General features: G+C 47.6%; 17 protein-coding genes and 1 tRNA gene. 13 read left to right on the top strand and 5 right to left on the bottom strand.

Annotation, left to right across the window (positions count from 1 at the left end; all coding sequences use genetic code 11):
• Nucleotides 1-127 precede the first annotated feature (127 nt).
• Nucleotides 128-847, bottom strand: coding sequence for a hypothetical protein (locus ACLR2L_RS11475; protein ID WP_413368363.1), 720 nt, complete (start codon nucleotides 845-847; stop codon nucleotides 128-130).
• Nucleotides 848-937: 90 nt separating this feature from the next.
• Nucleotides 938-1,912 (bottom strand): alpha/beta hydrolase family protein, encoded by a 975-nt coding sequence (locus tag ACLR2L_RS11470; RefSeq protein WP_413368361.1) that lies wholly within the window; start codon nucleotides 1,910-1,912, stop codon nucleotides 938-940.
• Nucleotides 1,913-2,242: 330 nt separating this feature from the next.
• Here ACLR2L_RS11470 and ACLR2L_RS11465 point away from each other — a divergent pair, with 330 nt between their 5' ends.
• Genes ACLR2L_RS11465 through ACLR2L_RS11455 form a run of 3 tightly spaced genes read left to right on the top strand, consistent with a single transcriptional unit; the run spans nucleotide 2,243 to nucleotide 4,782 of the window.
• Nucleotides 2,243-3,826, top strand: a complete 1,584-nt coding sequence (locus ACLR2L_RS11465) for an NAD(P)/FAD-dependent oxidoreductase (protein WP_413368359.1) — start codon at nucleotides 2,243-2,245, stop codon at nucleotides 3,824-3,826.
• Between the two features lie 15 nt (nucleotides 3,827-3,841).
• Nucleotides 3,842-4,240: a c-type cytochrome gene (locus ACLR2L_RS11460; RefSeq protein ID WP_413368357.1), complete on the top strand. Its 399-nt coding sequence runs from the start codon at nucleotides 3,842-3,844 to the stop codon at nucleotides 4,238-4,240.
• A gap of 17 nt (nucleotides 4,241-4,257) precedes the next feature.
• Entirely contained in the window at nucleotides 4,258-4,782 is a 525-nt protein-coding gene (locus ACLR2L_RS11455) for a RidA family protein (RefSeq protein WP_413368355.1), read from the top strand.
• Between the two features lie 10 nt (nucleotides 4,783-4,792).
• Here the strand turns inward: ACLR2L_RS11455 and ACLR2L_RS11450 are convergent, their stop codons facing one another.
• A complete protein-coding gene (locus tag ACLR2L_RS11450; protein WP_413368353.1) occupies nucleotides 4,793-5,653 on the bottom strand; it encodes a CPBP family intramembrane glutamic endopeptidase in 861 nt (286 codons plus the stop codon).
• 142 nt (nucleotides 5,654-5,795) lie between these two features.
• Here ACLR2L_RS11450 and ACLR2L_RS11445 point away from each other — a divergent pair, with 142 nt between their 5' ends.
• Both ACLR2L_RS11445 and ACLR2L_RS11440 read left to right on the top strand, forming a co-directional pair.
• Entirely contained in the window at nucleotides 5,796-6,413 is a 618-nt protein-coding gene (locus tag ACLR2L_RS11445; RefSeq protein ID WP_140960903.1) for an RraA family protein, read from the top strand.
• 13 nt (nucleotides 6,414-6,426) lie between these two features.
• Nucleotides 6,427-8,268, top strand: coding sequence for an ABC transporter ATP-binding protein (locus ACLR2L_RS11440; protein WP_140960902.1), 1,842 nt, complete (start codon nucleotides 6,427-6,429; stop codon nucleotides 8,266-8,268).
• Between the two features lie 494 nt (nucleotides 8,269-8,762).
• On the opposite strand, the gene ACLR2L_RS11435 is transcribed toward ACLR2L_RS11440, so the two are convergent.
• Together ACLR2L_RS11435 and ACLR2L_RS11430 are read right to left on the bottom strand one after the other, a co-directional pair.
• Nucleotides 8,763-10,568 carry an acyl-CoA dehydrogenase gene (locus tag ACLR2L_RS11435; protein WP_413368350.1) on the bottom strand — a complete coding sequence of 602 codons (1,806 nt, stop codon included), beginning with the start codon at nucleotides 10,566-10,568 and terminating at the stop codon, nucleotides 8,763-8,765.
• 184 nt (nucleotides 10,569-10,752) lie between these two features.
• Nucleotides 10,753-11,514, bottom strand: a complete 762-nt coding sequence (locus ACLR2L_RS11430; protein WP_413368348.1) for a DUF6174 domain-containing protein — start codon at nucleotides 11,512-11,514, stop codon at nucleotides 10,753-10,755.
• Between the two features lie 387 nt (nucleotides 11,515-11,901).
• Between ACLR2L_RS11430 and ACLR2L_RS11425 the strand changes: the two genes are divergently transcribed.
• The 8 genes from ACLR2L_RS11425 to rpoB all read left to right on the top strand — a co-directional run.
• Nucleotides 11,902-11,978, top strand: a tRNA-Trp gene (locus tag ACLR2L_RS11425).
• A gap of 55 nt (nucleotides 11,979-12,033) precedes the next feature.
• Complete coding sequence (gene secE, locus ACLR2L_RS11420; RefSeq protein ID WP_413368346.1) at nucleotides 12,034-12,411, top strand: preprotein translocase subunit SecE; 378 nt, start codon at nucleotides 12,034-12,036, stop codon at nucleotides 12,409-12,411.
• A gap of 4 nt (nucleotides 12,412-12,415) precedes the next feature.
• Complete coding sequence (nusG, locus tag ACLR2L_RS11415) at nucleotides 12,416-12,964, top strand: transcription termination/antitermination protein NusG (protein ID WP_140960895.1); 549 nt, start codon at nucleotides 12,416-12,418, stop codon at nucleotides 12,962-12,964.
• 208 nt (nucleotides 12,965-13,172) lie between these two features.
• Nucleotides 13,173-13,601 (top strand): 50S ribosomal protein L11, encoded by a 429-nt coding sequence (gene rplK, locus ACLR2L_RS11410; protein WP_140960892.1) that lies wholly within the window; start codon nucleotides 13,173-13,175, stop codon nucleotides 13,599-13,601.
• A 4-nt stretch (nucleotides 13,602-13,605) separates the two neighbouring features.
• Nucleotides 13,606-14,301, top strand: a complete 696-nt coding sequence (rplA, locus tag ACLR2L_RS11405; protein ID WP_140960890.1) for a 50S ribosomal protein L1 — start codon at nucleotides 13,606-13,608, stop codon at nucleotides 14,299-14,301.
• Nucleotides 14,302-14,612: 311 nt separating this feature from the next.
• Nucleotides 14,613-15,131 carry a 50S ribosomal protein L10 gene (gene rplJ, locus ACLR2L_RS11400; protein WP_140960888.1) on the top strand — a complete coding sequence of 173 codons (519 nt, stop codon included), beginning with the start codon at nucleotides 14,613-14,615 and terminating at the stop codon, nucleotides 15,129-15,131.
• A gap of 56 nt (nucleotides 15,132-15,187) precedes the next feature.
• Nucleotides 15,188-15,562: a 50S ribosomal protein L7/L12 gene (rplL, locus tag ACLR2L_RS11395; protein ID WP_413368343.1), complete on the top strand. Its 375-nt coding sequence runs from the start codon at nucleotides 15,188-15,190 to the stop codon at nucleotides 15,560-15,562.
• A 284-nt stretch (nucleotides 15,563-15,846) separates the two neighbouring features.
• The coding region (gene rpoB / locus ACLR2L_RS11390) for a DNA-directed RNA polymerase subunit beta (protein WP_413368341.1) at nucleotides 15,847-18,588 on the top strand (2,742 nt) is incomplete at its 3' end.

Genomic DNA, 18,588 nt, shown 5'->3' with positions numbered 1-18,588 from the left:
TACTGGCAGGCTTTTTAGCGTTGTTACGCTTGCTTGATTTGGAACCACCAAACCTGTGCAACCAAGCCTAGCTAAAAAGCCTGCCAGTATTGCTGAGTGGGTAAACTTCTATGCGAATTGGTATTAATTACTGCGACTGGATATTGCCAAATAGCGCAACTAAGTCGTTGTAGTGTTTGCATTGGGTATTCAGGTGGGCACCCACATGCGTTTCGAAGTAAACATATTCAGAGCGTTCCATCACCGGCATATTATCAAGTTTATTCAGTGCTTCTGACACACCAACCTCATCGGCAAGAATGTGATCTACCCGACCAAACTTTAGTAATTCCAATCCTTGCGCAACCGACTCTGTCATCACTAATTCAGCACCAGCATCCAGCAGAGGTTGATGAAATGTACCAAGCTTTTTAACCCGGAGCACGGCAACACGTTGCCCTGCTAATGTGTCAAGGTTTGAAATAGTGGGTGCGTTACTGGCGGTCCGATAAAACGCAAGTTCAACGCGCTGCTCAGACAAAGGGAAAAAGCGTACTGTATCGTCCATGCCTTTCGGTGGATAAAAGCTGATGCACCAGGGCTCATGGCGCAATATTTCTCCTGCTCGGGCAGGGGGAACAAAGCGGGGGGATATCGTGAATTTACGCCCAATCGTTTTGGCAAGTAGCTGAAAATTAATGCCCCGATCTGCTGTTTCCATCGTAGTAAACGGGGGATATTCAACGGCGAAAACGGCCACTTCAGCTTTTGCCAGTTCAGGTTGATTTGCTATGCCAACCTGTGTAAATAAAATTAGCACAACAGCAAAAATAGCTCGCTTAAAGCGCAGACTCGATGTGTTTAACATAATGCCAGCCGGGGTTAGTGCGTAGTAACTCTCTGTTACATCAGTTTACGACAAACCCGATTTTTTGCCACCAACCGCAGTATTGTGTCCTTAAAGATATTGGTTTAGCCAGGTTTTGATTTCAGTAAAGGCCTGGATGCGGTTGTTCGACAAGCTATGGTTATCGCCATCGTAAAGTATTAATTTATTCTTATGACCTGCTCCATTTAAAGCCTTGGCAAGTAATACGGATTGTTCGGCGCTAACGCGTTCGTCGGCAGTGCCATGAAGCATTAAGATTGGCGCAGGAGGCAATTTATCCAACCAATTGATCACCGAACGCTCCGCAAGCCGCTGGTGTTTTTGGGTGGCGTAATCTGGTATTCGGGCCGCGTATACTTTTTCCATTGCCGGGCGCCAAACTACGGCTTGGGTAAGATCGGCATTGCCGGCTACCGATACTATCGCTTTTAGCTTCGGTAACTGTTTGGCAGAGAGGTAGCTTTGCATCACACCGCGACTCCAACCAACCAGCGCAATGCGCGATGTATCGGCTTGTGGCAGTGTTTTGGCGATGTCAATTAACGCCAGTACATCATTTACGTCCGCACCGCCAAATTCATCATTGCCGTTATTGCTTAAGTGGCGGCTGGCACCGCGATACTGGCTACCCAGTACAATATACCCCTCGCTGGCAAGCTCCGCTGGTAAATCCATCTTTGTGCCGAAGACTATGTAACCGAAACCTGCATTGCCACCGCGATTAAATATAACCACAGGAAGCTGCTTTTCTGGCGATTTTGGAGCCAGGTAAAAACCTTCTACATTGAATTGATCTGACTGATAGGTGAAGTCTGTGCAGTCCAATTCTGCTTTGCGCTGGTTAAATTTCTCAGCGGGGAAAGCGCGATGGAAAGCCTCAATATCAAAACCCGGCTTTTTCTTGTTCATTACGGCCTCCCACTTCTCGTAGCTTTCGAAAGGCCCTCGGAAGCAATTTTGGGGCTCGTCCATGGTTGAGTCTGCAAAGGCGTTAGCACCAAGCAGTACTGAAAAACTGATCAGTAAAAGACCGAATCGATTCATCCGAAACATCCTGTCGATAAAAATAAAAAGCCTTACACGCTTATAAACGCTGAGCAAATTTTTGAAGTAAGCAAATGTTATCGCCGTCCTGGTAAAGCCGAGGTGAAAAATCCTCACTGATGCATGTTGATAGTGCATTTTGTGCACTATTGGTGAGCGCGTTGGCGAGCGCAGAGAACGCCAGCATTCAGTTTTTGGTGCAAATCGGGGCAGTTTATTGGTGTTGTCGTATATATTATACACTTTGCCGTAAGTCCGGTACCGATGGCACCGCTACTGCATAGTCAGGCCACCCAACCATTTTCACTTTCAAATAAAGGGGGGCTTTTCTTGAATCACCTATCAATGAGCCGGCGAGCGTTATTGAGCTGGATCGGTAAGACCGCAGGTGCGGGAGCCATGTATCAGGCTATGACATCGCTTGGGTTTGCAGCGGAATCGACACATCCCGGCATACTTAATCTGGGCAGTACCCCAAAAGGTGCATCAGTGTTAATACTGGGTGCCGGGCTGGCGGGAATGACAGCAGCATATGAACTGCGTAAGGCCGGATACAAGGTTACTATTCTTGAGTTTAATCAGCGGGCTGGTGGTCGCTGCTGGACACTTCGTGGTGGTGATTCCTACACTGAACTTGGCGGCGCAACGCAACAGTGCCAGTTCGCAGAAGGGAACTACATTAACCCGGGTCCCTGGCGTGTGCCATACCATCATCATCATGTGATGTCGTATATCAACGAGTTCAACATTCCCATTGAGCCGTTTATCCAGGTGAATTACAACGCATTGGTTCACTCTACTCACGCGTTTGATGGCAAGCCTCAGCGTTATCGCGAAGTACAGGCCGACTATCAGGGCTATGCTGCAGAGCTGCTCGCCAAAGTAGCGAATCAAGGTGGGCTGGATAAAGCACTCTCTGTGGAAGACAGGGAAAAGCTCTTTGAATCGATGCGTCATTGGGGCGCACTGAATGAAAACGCAGAATACAAAAAGTCTTACGAAGTGAGCTTACGGCGCGGATTTGCCATTCCTCCTGGCGGCGGTTTATCGCCCAAGCCGCAACCCAGCGAACTGATGGACAGAAGCGCCCTGCTGCAATCTGAACTTTGGAAGTACATTGTTAATGGTCAGGATATTGAGTTTCAGAGCAGCATTTTCCAACCGGTAGGCGGCATGGACAATATTGCCAAGGCGTTTGAAAAGCGCGTAGGTGATACCATTCATTACGGCGCCAAAGTCACCAGAATTAACCAAAGTGACAAAGGCGTTAGCGTAGAGTATGAGCAGCAAGGCGTTGCTAAAACCGCTCAGGCGGATTGGTGTGTATGTACCATTCCACTGTCTATTCTCAGCCAAATTCCCGTTAAGGCGAGTTCTGGCATGCAGGCCGCAATTCGCTCAGTGCCTTATGCGGCATCGGTGAAAGTGGGTCTCGAATTCAAACGTCGCTTCTGGGAGCAAGACGATGCCATTTATGGCGGCGTAAGCTATACCAATCTGCCTATTACCAATATCAGTTATCCCAGCACCAAATTCTGTGACAAAGGCAAAGGTGTATTGCTGGGCGCTTATGTGTGGGGAGCCAACGCGTTTGAATTTACTTCTTTGACACCTGAGGAGCGAGTGAAAAAAGCGGTGGAATACGGCAAAAAAATACACCCTCAATATGCAGACGAGTTCGACAATGGTATTTCAGTAGGCTGGCACCGGGTGCCATGGACTCAGGGATGTTATGGCATGTGGACAGAGGCATCTCGTGAGCAACACTACGAGAACCTGTGTCAGGTTGATGGACGGTTGGTGCTGGCAGGTGAGCACGCATCCAATCTGCCTGCCTGGCAGGAAGGAGCTATATCGTCTGCGCATGATGCCATTAAGCGATTACATCAAAAAGTGTTAAGCACGGCAGTTTAACCCGGAGGATAGGCAATGAAATTATCATTAAAACTATTATTTTTAGTAAATATGCTGTGTGTAAGCACTTACATTTATGCAACAGATGACGCGGGCTTTTCCGAAGGTGCGAACTTTGAGGAAGTGACTGGTGAGGCGCTGTATCACGCCATTTGCCAGGGCTGCCATATGCCAATGGCACAGGGAGCTAAAGGCGCGGGAGCGTATCCTGCATTGGCGCAAAACCCTAAACTCGCCGCCGCGCCCTATGTGATTTACATGGTAAGCAACGGCATGGGCGGCATGCCTCCGCTGAAACAGTATCTGTCAGATGAACAAATCGCCGAAGTGGTGAATTACACACGCAGTCATTTTGGTAATCACTTTACCGACGCCGTTAGTGCTAACGACGTAAAAACCATTGCTCAACGATAAAATACAGGAACGCAAACATGAAAAAACGAATTATTGCCCCACTTTTGCTCAGTGCCTTGTTCTCCATGACGGGATGTAACGATGCCGATGCCACCCCACCCGCCAAAGAAACCGTGATCCGTCATGGGTTGATTGGTTCAGACTTCCCCATATTACGTGCATCGGAAGTACCGGCTACCAGCACTATTGTATTTTTAAGCGGTGCAGTCCCAGGCGTGAGTAATCCGGATGCGCCTGCAAATAGCGCGGAAGCATACGGTGATACTGAAATGCAAACCGTGAGCGTGTTAAATCGCATTGACGAAAACCTGAAAAGTCTGGGATTAACCATGGGCGATGTGATTAAGATGCAAGCCTTTCTGGTAGGCGATCCGGCAATGGATGGCAAGATGGACTTCGCCGGTTTTATGCGCGGATACACGCAGTTCTTCGGCACAGAAGCCCAGCCAAATCTGCCTTCGCGTTCAGCGTTACAGATTGCAGGTTTAGCAAACCCGCATTATCTGGTTGAAATTGAAGTCACTGCCGTTCGGCCAGAATAAGACGATATTGTTAACCTGGCTTAACTACGGGCCAGGTTAACAGAAGTACATGCGCGCTATTCAACATCCAGTGACACATAACAGACCAAATAAGACGTCCACTTAGCACATATATCAGCCCGTACAGGAGTCCCGCCATAATGGCCAGGCAGACGTAGAGATACCCCCCTGCAAAATGGGCGAGTCCAAATAACATGCCGGTAATCAAAAGCCCACTAACCACGCCCAACTTTGTGGATAACCATGATTGCATTAAGCCTCTGAAGAGTAACTCTTCGGTAAAACAGGTGTTGAGGAGGTTTGAAATCACGATAATAACAATAAGGTTGTTCAGTTCGGGCTGCCATTGAATCAACCCCAATTGCGTTGCTAAAAACAAAATTGCCGGGATGCCCGTAATGGCGATGAGAAAAGGCAGCCATTTTGGCGAATGTGAGTGTGTGAACGTTGTACAGCGTTGCCAAATTGGAATCCACAATAGTAAAGACCAGGCAATCAATACTTTATCTGTATTCAGGTAAACAATAGTAGCTAAGCTATTAGCTTTTACCGGCTCAAGTACAGTGAGCTGAATACCGCTGTAGCCTGGTAATGTGTGCGTTAGCAGGCCGACGCTGAGAATTCCCCAAACGGCCCATAGAAAGTACTTTAGCCAATCTGGCAATCCTTTTTGCGTTTTCAGTAAAAAAGTGACGCCAATATAACCAACTGCCTGCATGACAAAGACAACATCGGTATCAATGGCGACGGAAAGCAAAATCGCGAGTAGTGGAATGCCGTAGCGCAGGATTTTATTTGCAGAAAGTGCACTTAACAGCACAAGGCCGGAATAGATCAGCGCAGCAATTACATGCAAATTAATAAATTCCATAGCAGGCAATGAATTCCAAGCGAAATAAAAGGGCCAAGATAACACAGCTGGTTATATTGAAAATACACCTTATCTACTCCCCAAATGAAACGGGGTTGATATAGTGAGGAACAAGCAAACCTTCGACTCAAAGGATTACACCATGAGCATCAATTTTAATGACGTATCGGTATGCGAGTACGCGGATGCACTGCCGCGTGAACAGTTTATGGACTACGCAATACATTCACTATGGAAACCGGCACCTAAAATATTTGGCCCTGCGTTTACCGTTAAGTGTCAGCCTGGCGACCATTTGATGTTGCATGCTGCCATATATCGCGCAAATCCCGGTGATGTCATTGTGGTTGAAGCCGATGACCAGTTTGCTGTTGCGGGTGGTAATGTATGTGCTATCGCGCAAAAACGCGGCATTGCAGGGTTTGTGGTGGACGGGGTGATCCGCGATATCGGTGAAGTCGAAGCAATGGGCTTTGCTGTGTATGCTCGTGGTGTTGTGCCTAAGCCGGGCGCCAAAAAGTGCGTTGATCCGTTAAATCAACCGGTCCAGTGCGGTGGTGTTACTGTGCATCCCGGTGATATCATAGTGGCTGATCAAGAAGGTATTGCTGTTATCCCACAAGCGTCAGCCGCCGAAGCATTTCAAATTGCCTGGCAGCGCGCCGAGAAAGACGGTGGAATGACACTGGATGAATGGCAAGCCAAACACCATGAAAATGTCGAAGGCATCCTGGCGAAACTGGGATACCGCGACGCCTGATGTTGAGTAATGCATGTTTTCATTTTTTGAGAAACTGACAAACCCGTTTCCTGCTTCACACCCCACACAGCCACCAAAAAACATGGTGGCTTTTTGTAAACACTACACCCAGGGCATGTGGCCCGTTCTGTTGTGCGTATCGGCATTGAGCGCGATTGTGGCGATGCTGGAAGTGACCTTGTTTGGTTTTATGGGACAACTGGTTGACTGGTTTACCGAACAGGATCGCAGTACCTTTATTGAAAATGAAGGCAATCGGCTGGTTGTGATGGGGCTGGTAGTGGTTGTGCTCATTCCCGGTTTTATTTTGTTGCGTTCACTGTTTTCCCGTCAGTCGTTACTGGGCAATTACCCTATGCGCATACGCTGGCAGGCGCACCGTTACCTGCTCAGTCAAAGCCTCACGTTCTTCCAGAATGAGTTTGCAGGCAGGGTTGCCACCAAGGTAATGCAAACGGCATTGTCGGTGCGTGAAACCGTAATGAAGTTGCTTGATCTGATGGTGTACATCAGTGTGTACTTTATTTCCATGGTGGTGCTGATATTTACTGCCGACTGGCGATTGGCGTTGCCATTACTGATTTGGTTAACGGTGTACAGCGTAATTCTGCGAATTCTGGTACCTAAATTAAAACAGGTTTCACAGCATCAGGCCGATGCCCGCTCCCTGATGACCGGGCGCATCGTTGACAGCTACACTAATATCACCACGGTAAAACTATTTTCGCACAGTCAGCGTGAAGCCGAGTATGCGAAAGACAGCATGGATAAATTCCTGCAAACCGTTTACCCGCAAATGCGCTTGGTAACGATTCTGGAGTTCTGTGTTGAACTGAGTAACGCCCTGCTGATTTTCAGCGTTGGCGCACTGTCGGTGTATCTGTGGTTACAGCAAATGGTCACTCCCGGCGAAATTGCTTTGGCTGTCAGTTTGTGTTTGCGCTTAAACGGTATGTCGCACTGGGTTATGTGGGAAGTGGCATCTCTGTTTGAAAACCTCGGCACCGTACAGGATGGTATCAATACGCTTGCACAGTCTATTGCTGTTGAAGATAAACAGCACGCGCAGCCACTCAAAGTGAATGGGGGGCAGATTGAATTTAAGCAGGTTAACTTCGCTTATCCGGGTCACAATAACCACCCTGTGCCGGTGTTTCAAAACCTTGATTTAACCATCAAACCCGGTGAAAAAGTGGGCTTGGTAGGACGGTCCGGTGCCGGTAAATCAACGCTGGTTAACTTATTGCTGCGGTTTTACGACACTACAGGCGGCAAAATATTGATCGATGGCCAGGATATCAGTAGTGTCGGTCAGGAATCGCTGCGCGCACAAATCAGTATGGTTACCCAGGATACATCGTTAATGCACCGCTCGGTGCGCGACAACATTGTTTATGGGCGTAGCGATGCTAACGAAGACTCGATGATCACTGCTGCTAAACAAGCTGAAGCGTTTGAGTTTATTCAGCAGCTCTCCGACAAAGACGGCAGAACCGGATTTGATGCTCAGGTTGGAGAACGTGGCGTGAAGTTGTCTGGTGGACAGCGTCAACGCATTGCTATTGCGCGGGTATTGCTAAAAGATGCGCCTGTATTAATTTTGGACGAAGCCACCTCTGCGCTGGATTCAGAAGTAGAATCAGCGATTCAGGAGTGTCTTAACAAAGTCATGGAAAACAAAACGGTATTAGCCATTGCTCATCGCTTATCTACCATTGCACAGATGGATCGCTTATTAGTACTGGATAACGGCGAGATTGTAGAGCAGGGTACACATCAGGAATTGCTCGATAAAGGCGGTATCTACGCCAAACTATGGGCACACCAGACAGGTGGATTTCTTGGTCTTGAATAAGCACGCTTGCGCGCTTATTCAGACCATAGAAATCCCCTGTCCCGGCCTCGAGCCGGGACCTAGTCGAGCAGACTGACTCCCTCAATACTTCCTGTATTTGTCCTGTCCCGGCCTCGAGCCGGGACCTAATGAAACAGGCTTACTTCCCCAATACAATCCTTCTCTGTGTTTTGCGTACCGCTTGTTGAATTGGCTAGATCCCCGCCTTCGCGGGGATGACGAAGAGTAGCGTGGGGATGACGAAGAGTAGCGTGGGGATGGCAAATAGTAGCGCGGGGATGACGAGTAGGTTGCTGGATGCGAAAAGGGACGGGGATGACTTGGAGCCGCGGGGCTGACAACGAGATAGGCGGAAATAGCGTACATGTGGTGCAGGAAAGACCATTCAATCTCCCGTCGTCCCGGTCTCGAGCCGGGACCTGGCAAAACAGGCTGACTACCTCAAATCAACCTGAATTCGGGAAACACAGTTGATGCACAAACGAAAGTTGTTTTTATAAACAACTCGACTCGAGTTCAAAACAGGTATCGTCAAGTGATTGCACTAATTCAAGTGCAGCATCTACCTGGGGCAGCTCATATCGGAAAAAGTAACGGCAGGCCGCCAGCTTTCCCTGAAGCAATAGCGTTCTATCAGAGCCGGTTTCAGTATTGATTGCCAGTACTGCAACCTGAGCTTGTCTTAACCACAGCCAGGCCATTACGATATGGCCAAAGGCGTGCAGGTAGGGTGTCGCATTGGCTAATGCCAGATTTGACTTCGACGCCTGCATCGCAGCCACTATAGTTTGCGTAGTAGCGTCGAGTTTGGCTTTGCGTTGAAGCAGGGAGTTGGCAAATTCGGCAAGCTGTGGCTCGGCTTGACAAGCCTGGACTGTGCTAAGGATTTCCTCGCTAAGCAGTGTATAAGGCAGTCCGTCCTGCATACTCACTTTTCTGCCCAGCAAATCCATGGCCTGAATGCCTTCAGTTCCCTCGTGTATTGGGTTGAGCCGGTTGTCGCGATAGAAGCGTTCAACCGGGTATTCACGGGTATAGCCATAGCCTCCGTGTACCTGAATGGCAATGGAATTAGCCTCAAGACAATATTTCGACGGCCAGGATTTCAGTATTGGCGTTAAAATATCCAGTAAGGTGCCAGCGCGCTTTGCCGCTTCAGGATCAGCGCAGTGTGCATGTGTATCCGCCAGCGTTGCGCCATACAACGATAAATACAAGCCACCTTCTGCGTAGCTTTTGGCTGCCAGTAACATGCGCTTAATATCGGCATGTTCAGTAAGAGGGATCTGCGGTGATTGCGGATCCTTTTCGTGTGGATGACGCCCTTGCGGGCGATTTCGAGCGTAATCCAGGGTATGTAGATAAGACGTGTATCCCTGGGATACCGCTCCTACGCCTACGCCAATTCTGGCCTCGTTCATCATTTGAAACATATACAACAAACCGCGGTTGGGTTCGCCAATCAGGTATCCCACAGCGCCGTCTTTCTCGCCAAATTTGAGCATGGTAGAGGTTGTGCCACGCCACCCCATTTTATGAATAAGCCCAGCCAGGTTTACGTCGTTGCGTTCCCCTAATGAACCATCATCGTTAACCAGAAATTTGGGCACAATAAACAACGAGAGTCCCTTTACTCCGTCGGGAGCGCCCTGAGTGCGGGCCAATACCAAATGAATTATGTTTTCAGACAGTTCGTGATCGCCACCAGAAATGAAAATCTTATTGCCTTTGAGGCGATAAGTGCCATCTTCTGCGCAAGTAGCCTGAGTTTTGATGTCGGACAGCGACGAGCCTGCCTGGGGTTCGGTTAACGCCATCGTACCCATAAATCGACCATTAAGCAGGGGCTGCAAGTACAAGCGCTTTTGCTCATCTGAACCAAAGTTGCGGATCACATTCGCATTAGCGTTGGTTAGTGAAGGATAAGAGAGAACCGGCATATTTGCCGCGCCAAATATAGCCTTGCATGCTACTGAAACCGAAAAGGGCAATTGCATGCCGCCTAGTTCGTAGTCATGGGTAGCGGCGCCAAACCCGGCGTCGTAGTATTGCTGAAGTGCGGCAGCCACTTCTGGGATCATGGTTACTTTACCATCGACAAATTCAGGTTCATTCTCGTCTAACTTCGCTGCGCACGGTGCAAACCAGTCGCTGGCAATAGAATAAGCCGTTTCAATTGTTGCGTCGAAAGTTTCACGACCGTGTTCGTTAAACCTTGGGAATTTACAGAGTTCATCAACCTTTAATACGTCATAAAGTAAAAAGTTAAGATCCGCTGGATTGATTAATCTGCTGTGCATTGTTATTCCCATTTTTTTATTGATATTGCGAAATATATATCCGCTATGCGGAATTGGTCAAGACGTTTTAAATTACTGAGTTAATGGAATGAGCACCAGGCGGTCCAGTAAGGTAGCGTTTTGTAAGGCGGTTTAATGAGGGCGCAGGGCGCTTGTAGAAGCGCCCTGTAAGATTGGAGGAAATTTATTCAGGGAGAAGTGTTACGTCCAGCTGACGGGGTAGCACATGGCATATGTCTCTGCCGATGCCAAAATCATCTACCTGAAAAGCCTGATACCCAGACTTTTGGATCGATATGGAATAAAACCCTGGGCGTTCAGAGAGCATGGAAATGGCATCGCTGTCGTCGCAGGCTGCATCGCTATTGGTGAACGTTTCAGAGTAATTGCCGTCTGTTGCCGTTACAGTAACACCGCATGCAGCCGGTAGCTGAGTTGAGTCATCCGTTACATTAATGGACAGGCCGTTAACCAATGATGCTGTGCAACCTACATCATCAGCATTCACCACATTACTCACATAAAGCGTGTACTCGTCGTCGGCAATTTGCCTATTTTCATCAACCTGAATCAAGGTTGGGTAGCCAAGTTCTGGATCGTATTCAACGTAAAGGGATTCAGCCCGACTCTCTTCCAGCGCAATGCGTTCAAACAGCGCCGTGATGCTCATGGCGTTGTTGTCATCCAACGGTAGCGCAACATGCGTATCGATAACGGTTTGAGAGACTACCTGATCACCATCAACAAAAACCAGCCGGGGCAGGGTATATTCATCCAGGCAGAAACAAGAAACCCGGTATTCAAACTGGTAAGTCTGTATGTTGGTACTTTCCCATTTAGCGCGGTTTCGGTTTAATTCATCGAGGGTTTTATTGGCACTATTACCACAACCCGAAAGCACACCAGAAAAAATGAAAAGCGTTAACACTGCTTTGTATCGAAACATAATAATCCTTTAGACGTTTCTTTTACGGTTTACCTGCGTGGTAAATATCACTGCAATTTTAGATTTACGGCAGTCGCTACAAGCTCGAGGGAGGCTTATCAGCACGCTCAGTGTACTCTTGTCAGCCAGTGAAAAGAAGTGGTGGTAATCGCAATGATATAAACGCCTATTCTATAATGAGCGCGGTTATCGAAACGCAAATAAAACGGTTGTTATTGCTTCTGCCGAAGTGCCTGTTTCGCATAATGTGAGTTGCTTAACAAAGCGCTTGTATCTGAAGTCTTGTTAAGTATAATACGCGTCCCTCCCTTACGAATCCGCACTTTTCCAAAAAAGACGCAAACATTCACAAGGGTAGTGTAAGTAAAATCAGCCAAAAGCTGTTTTAGGGGTGTAGTTCGAATTGGTAGAACAGCGGTCTCCAAAACCGATGGTTGGGGGTTCGAGTCCCTCCACCCCTGCCAGATAATGGTGTAGTGCAGGTGCACTGCATAAAAGCCGTATTGCTAGGGTCGTGAAATGAGCGAAAAAACGGAAAATTCATCCAACTCAATGGACATGCTGAAGTGGTTGATTGTATTTGCCTTGCTTGCAGGTGTAATTACTACTAATTATGTTTATGGTGAAGTGTCGATTTTATATCGTGCTATTGGTGCGGTAGTGGGCGTGGCTGTTGCAGGCTTTATTGCTGCAACCACAACGAAAGGTGTAACGTTTCTAACGTTTGCCAAAGAGTCGCGTTTAGAAGTACGCAAAGTGGTATGGCCTACCCGTCAAGAGTTAAACCAAACAACGCTTATCGTATTAGCCGCAACAGCGGTAGCTGCGCTGTTGTTATGGGGTATCGACGGTATCCTGGTATGGCTTGTTTCATTAGTGACCGGTATTGGAGCGTAAGTGGATGACTGAAGAAAAAAAGAAAAAACGTTGGTACGTTGTTCAGGCATACTCTCAGTACGAATCACGTGTAAAGAAAACATTACTTGAATACATCAAGATGCACGAGATGGAAGAATACTTTGGTCAGGTACTGGTACCTACCGAAGAAGTCATTGAAATGCGTGCAGGCCAAAAGCGTAAATCTGAGCGTAAGTTTTACCCGGGCTACGTACTGGTAGAAATGGAAATGAACGAAGACTCATGGCACCTGGTTAAAAGTGTGCCGCGTGTACTTGGCTTCATCGGTGGTACATCAGATCGCCCAATGCCTATTTCCCAGCGTGAAGCAGACGCGATCCTGAATCGCCTTGAAGAGTCTGTTGATAAGCCTAAGCCGAAGACATTGTTCGAGCCTGGCGAAGTGGTTCGCGTTATCGAAGGTCCGTTTGCAGACTTCAACGGTGTGGTAGAAGAAGTGGATTACGAGAAGAACCGAGTTAAAGTTTCGGTACTAATTTTCGGCCGCTCTACACCGGTAGAACTGGAATTCAGCCAGGTCGAAAAAGGCTAAAAGCCAAAGAAATAAAGAAAGTGCCCTGTGTTCTGCGCATGGCACTTTTTTGTTTTTTAAGTTTTATCTAAAAAACAAAAAATATAAGGTTGCGTCAGGCTATTTGTTAGCCTATAATTCGCGCCCCTTTTATTGGAACCGGGAAGCCGATTGAGCAAGTAATCTCGATACTTGCGAGGCGTCAGACCCATTAACGAGAGCATGTAAAATGGCTAAAAAAGTAACAGGCTTAATTAAGCTTCAGGTTGCAGCTGGTGCTGCTAACCCATCTCCACCTGTTGGTCCAGCACTGGGTCAAAAAGGTGTGAACATCATGGAATTCTGTAAGGCTTTCAACGCTAAAACAGAAAGTCTTGAGAAAGGCGCTCCAGTACCAGTAGAAATTACTGTGTACGAAGACCGTTCTTTTACATTCATTACCAAAACTCCTCCTGCGTCTTACCTGCTGAAAAAAGCGGCTGGCATCAAGAGCGGTTCAGGCCGTCCTAACACTGTAAAAGTGGGTACGGTAACTGTTGCTCAGTTGGAAGAAATTGCCAAGGTAAAAGAGCCAGATCTGACTGCAGCTTCATTAGAAGCCGCTGTTCGTACTATCGCGGGTTCTGCTCGTGCAATGGGTCTGAAGGTAGAGGGTTAATCGAATGGCTAAATTAACTAAACGCGCACGTTTGATCCGTGAAAAAGTAGATTCAAACAAAGAATACCAAATTGCTGACGCAGTTGCCCTGTTAAAAGAACTGGCGACCGCTAAATTCCCAGAAAGCGTTGATGTTGCCATCAACCTGGGTATTGATGCGAAGAAATCTGACCAAAACGTTCGTGGTGCTACTGTACTGCCAAACGGAACTGGTAAAGACGTTCGCGTTGCAGTATTCACTCAGGGCGCAAATGCTGAAGCAGCAAAAGCTGCAGGTGCAGACATCGTAGGTATGGACGACCTGGCTGAGCTGGTTAAGAAAGGCGAAATGAACTTTGACGTAGTGGTTGCCAGCCCTGACGCAATGCGCGTAGTTGGTCAGTTAGGTCAAATTTTAGGTCCACGCGGCCTGATGCCTAACCCTAAGACGGGTACTGTTACACCAGACGTAGCGACTGCAGTTAAGAATGCTAAAGCGGGTCAGGTTCGTTACCGCAACGACAAGAACGGTATCATCCACGCCAGCATTGGTAAGATCGCGTTTGAAGCAGACAAGATCAAAGAAAACTTAGAAGCATTATTAGACGCTCTGAAGAAGGCCAAGCCTTCTACGTCAAAAGGTACTTACATCAAGAAAGTAAGCCTGAGCACCACAATGGGTGCTGGCGTATCTATCGACAAAGCGTCAGTAGGTCAGTAATGCTTTGCGTTAGCTCAGGCTAACGCTTCTCTTAAAGGTTATGGGTTGGAGCTGTTGAATATCGCCAAAAGCGAATATCGGTAGCTCCCGTCCAAGACCGCAGGTGTAGTACAGCAAAAGAGGTAAGAGAACTTTTGTATTCAATGTACTACTTAATCACGACAGCCTGCGCAGACGGTGGTTTCGACTCAGACTCTCTGGGATAACGAACACCGTAGAGCGGTGCCGTTGGCGGGTAACCAATAATGGCATCAATCTGTGAACCCTGATCACTCTAATTGCAGATGATCAGATTTGAAGAGGTGAACTCAGTGGCACTAGGTTTAGCAGCAAAAAAAGAGATCGTAGCAGAAGTTTCTGAAGTTGCGTCTCGCGCTCTATCCGTAGCCGTTGCTGAATACCGTGGGATGGGAGTTGCAGAACTGACAGCTCTGCGTGTTAAAGCCCGTGAGCAAGGCGTATACCTGAAGGTTGTACGTAATACTCTGGCTAGACGTGCATTGGCTGACAGCAAATTTGCAGACTTAGATAGCGCCTTAACCGGTCCGCTTATCTATGGTTTCTCTTTAGACGCACCAGGCGGCGCAGCTCGTCTGTTTAAAGATTTCGTCAAAGAAAACAAAAAACTGCAAGTAACTGCACTTTCAATTGGTAGTGGTTTACTGGGTCCAGACAAACTGGATGCAGTAGCAGCTCTGCCTACCCGCGACGAAGCGCTTGCGAAATTGCTTGCGACCTTCAAAGCACCAGTTGGCAAGTTCGTTCAAACAATCAACGAAGTTCCTGCCAAGTTTGTGCGTGTATTGGCGGCGGTCAAAGACACCAAGTAATTGGCGTTTTTGGCATATTGATTTTTTTAACATTTTAATCCCAGGAGTTTAGAGAAATGGCTCTGACTAAAGAAGATATTTTAAACGCGATCGCTGAAATGCCAGTAATGGAACTGGTTGAACTGATCGAAGCAGCTGAAGAGAAATTCGGTGTATCTGCAGCGGCTGTTGCTGTTGCTGGTCCTGCTGTAGCTGGTGAAGCTGCTGCAGTTGAAGAAAAGACTGAGTTTGACGTTGTAATGACTTCATTCGGCGCAAACAAAGTTGCAGTAATCAAAGCAGTTCGCGGCGCGACTGGCTTAGGTCTGAAAGAAGCTAAGGACGTAGTAGAAGCTGCTCCTAAAGCAATCAAAGAAGGCGTAAGCAAAGAAGAAGCTGAAGCACTGAAGAAAGAGCTTGAAGAAGCTGGTGCAACAGTTGAGATCAAGTAATCTGAATTAACAGATTGCTCGCCAGAAATGGCCTGGGCTGGTGGTTTTTTAGACCACCAGCCTTTTTGCGCTGTAGGGTGTATGGTTTATTACCCTTGACCATATACATCATGCGTTACCACGCGGAACAAAAAAATTGGCAATAAACCAATCAGTTAACTAACCATTTGGTTAATTTTTGGTGTATGCTGTCGGATTGTTCCCTGTGCAAGGGTACTGGAAGTTTGTTGTCTGGTCGTTTACAGGCAACAGGTTGGGTCTAAAATCAGCAGGCTGAGGAACCCATGGTTTACTCTTATAGCGAAAAGAAACGTATCCGTAAGGATTTTGGCAAACGCCCACAGGTATTGGAAATTCCATACCTTCTTTCAATCCAGCTAGATTCTTTCAAGAAATTTATTGATATCGATCCCGATGGTCAATATGGTTTGGAAGCAGCATTCCGTTCTGTTTTTCCAATAAAAAGTTACTCTGGCAATTCAGAATTACAATATGTGAGTTATCGTCTTGGCGAACCGGTATTCGACGTTAAAGAATGTCAGATTCGCGGCGTAACTTATTCAGCTCCTTTAAGAGTGAAACTTCGTCTCGTATTATTCGATAAAGAAGCGGCACCCGGTACTGTAAAAGATATTAAAGAACAAGAAGTGTACATGGGTGAAATCCCATTAATGACAGAGAACGGTACGTTCGTCATTAATGGTACCGAGCGCGTTATCGTTTCTCAGCTGCATCGTTCTCCTGGTGTGTTCTTTGATCACGACAAAGGTAAAACACACTCGTCTGGTAAGGTGTTGTACAACGCACGTGTTATTCCTTACCGTGGTTCGTGGCTTGATTTCGAGTTTGACCCGAAAGATAACCTGTTCGTACGTATCGACCGTCGCCGTAAGTTGCCTGCAACGATAATCTTACGTGCTCTGGAAATGGGTACTGAAGAAATCCTTGATACTTTCTTCGACAAAGTTCAGGTGCGTATTGCTGACGGCAAGCTGATGATGGAAATCGTAGCAGACCGTCTGCGCGGTGAAACTGCACAATTCGACATTCTGGATGGCGAAGGAAACGTGCTGGTTGAACATGGCCGCCGTATTTCTGCGCGTCACACCCGTGCACTTGAAAAAGCGGGCATCACTGAGCTTGAAGTACCTGTTGAGTATTTGGTTGGCCGCGTATACGGTGATACCTACATCAACGAAGAAACAGGCGAAGTACTGGTAAGTGCTAACGACGAAGTGACCATGGAAAACATGGCGTCGTTGAGCAAAGCCGGTATTACCGAATTTACTACGCTGTACATAAACGAACTGGATCACGGTTCGTATATTTCCGATACCCTGCGTATCGACAGCTCAACTAACCGCCTTGAAGCGTTAGTTGAAATTTATCGCATGATGCGTCCTGGTGAACCACCAACGAAAGACGCAGCAGAAACCTTGTTCGATAACCTGTTCTTCTCTGAAGAACGTTATGATTTGTCTTCTGTTGGTCGCATGAAGTTCAACCGCCGCTTAGGCCGTGAAGAGCTGACTGGTTCAGGTACCCTGGATAAGGGCGACATCATTGCTGTGATGAAGCAACTGATCGAAATCCGTGATGGTAAAGACGAAGTGGACGATATCGACCACTTGGGTAACCGTCGTATTCGTTCAGTAGGCGAAATGGCAGAGAACCAGTTCCGTGTTGGTTTAGTACGTGTTGAGCGTGCTGTTAAAGAGCGTTTGTCACTGGGCGACCTTGACAACGTAATGCCACAGGATCTGATTAACGCCAAACCAATTTCTGCTGCTGTGAAAGAATTCTTTGGTTCTTCTCAGTTGTCGCAGTTTATGGACCAAAACAACCCGCTCTCAGAAGTAACGCACAAGCGTCGTATTTCTGCATTAGGCCCGGGTGGTCTGACGCGTGAGCGCGCAGGCTTTGAGGTACGAGACGTTCACCCGACTCACTATGGTCGTTTGTGTCCAATCGAAACCCCTGAAGGTCCAAACATCGGTTTGATTAACTCATTGGCAAGCTTTGCGCGTACCAATGATTTCGGCTTCCTTGAAACGCCTTTCCGTCGCATTGTAGACGGTGTGGTAACCGAAGAAATCGATTATTTGTCGGCTATCGAAGAAGGTCAGTATGCAATCGCCCAGGCGAACATTGCACTGACTGAAGAAGGTGCGCTGGTAGATGAACTGATCCCATGTCGCTACCGCGGTGAAACAACGCTGATGCCTAAAGAGGACATCACGTACATGGACGTTTCACCACAGCAAATCGTATCGATTGCAGCAAGCATTATCCCGTTCCTTGAGCACGATGACGCCAACCGTGCATTGATGGGTGCGAACATGCAACGTCAGGCTGTACCTACACTGCGTGCTGATAAGCCGTTAGTTGGTACGGGTATGGAACGCACTATCGCTGTTGACTCCGGTGTAACCGTTGTAGCTAAGCGCGGTGGTGTGGTCGATTACGTTGATGCCAGCCGTATCGTTATTAAAGTTGACGAAGATGAGATGTTCGCTGGTGAAGCGGGTATCGATATCTACAACCTGACTAAATACACTCGTTCTAACCAGAACACCTGTATCAATCAGCGTCCTACGTGTAACGTTGGCGACCCGATTGTAGCCGGCGATGTACTGGCTGATGGTCCGTCTACTGACTTAGGCGATCTGGCATTGGGTCAGAACATGCGTATCGCGTTCATGCCTTGGAATGGTTACAACTTCGAAGACTCGATTCTGATTTCAGAGCGCGTTGCACAGGAAGACCGTTTCACAACGATTCACATTCAGGAATTGAGCTGTATCGCTCGTGATACTAAGCTTGGGCCAGAAGAAATTTCTGCCGATATCCCGAACGTGGGTGAATCTGCACGGAGCAAGCTGGATGAAGCTGGCGTTGTTTACATTGGTGCGGAAGTGAAAGGCGGCGACATTCTGGTAGGTAAAGTAACGCCTAAAGGCGAAACGCAACTTACGCCAGAAGAAAAGCTGTTACGTGCGATCTTCGGTGAAAAAGCGTCTGACGTT

This window comes from Alteromonas sp. AMM-1, from assembly GCF_047290655.1.
GTDB lineage: Bacteria > Pseudomonadota > Gammaproteobacteria > Enterobacterales > Alteromonadaceae > Alteromonas > Alteromonas mangrovi.
Note: the sequence above shows the minus strand (reverse complement) of the source record. Positions and strands in the feature narration are given on the sequence as shown.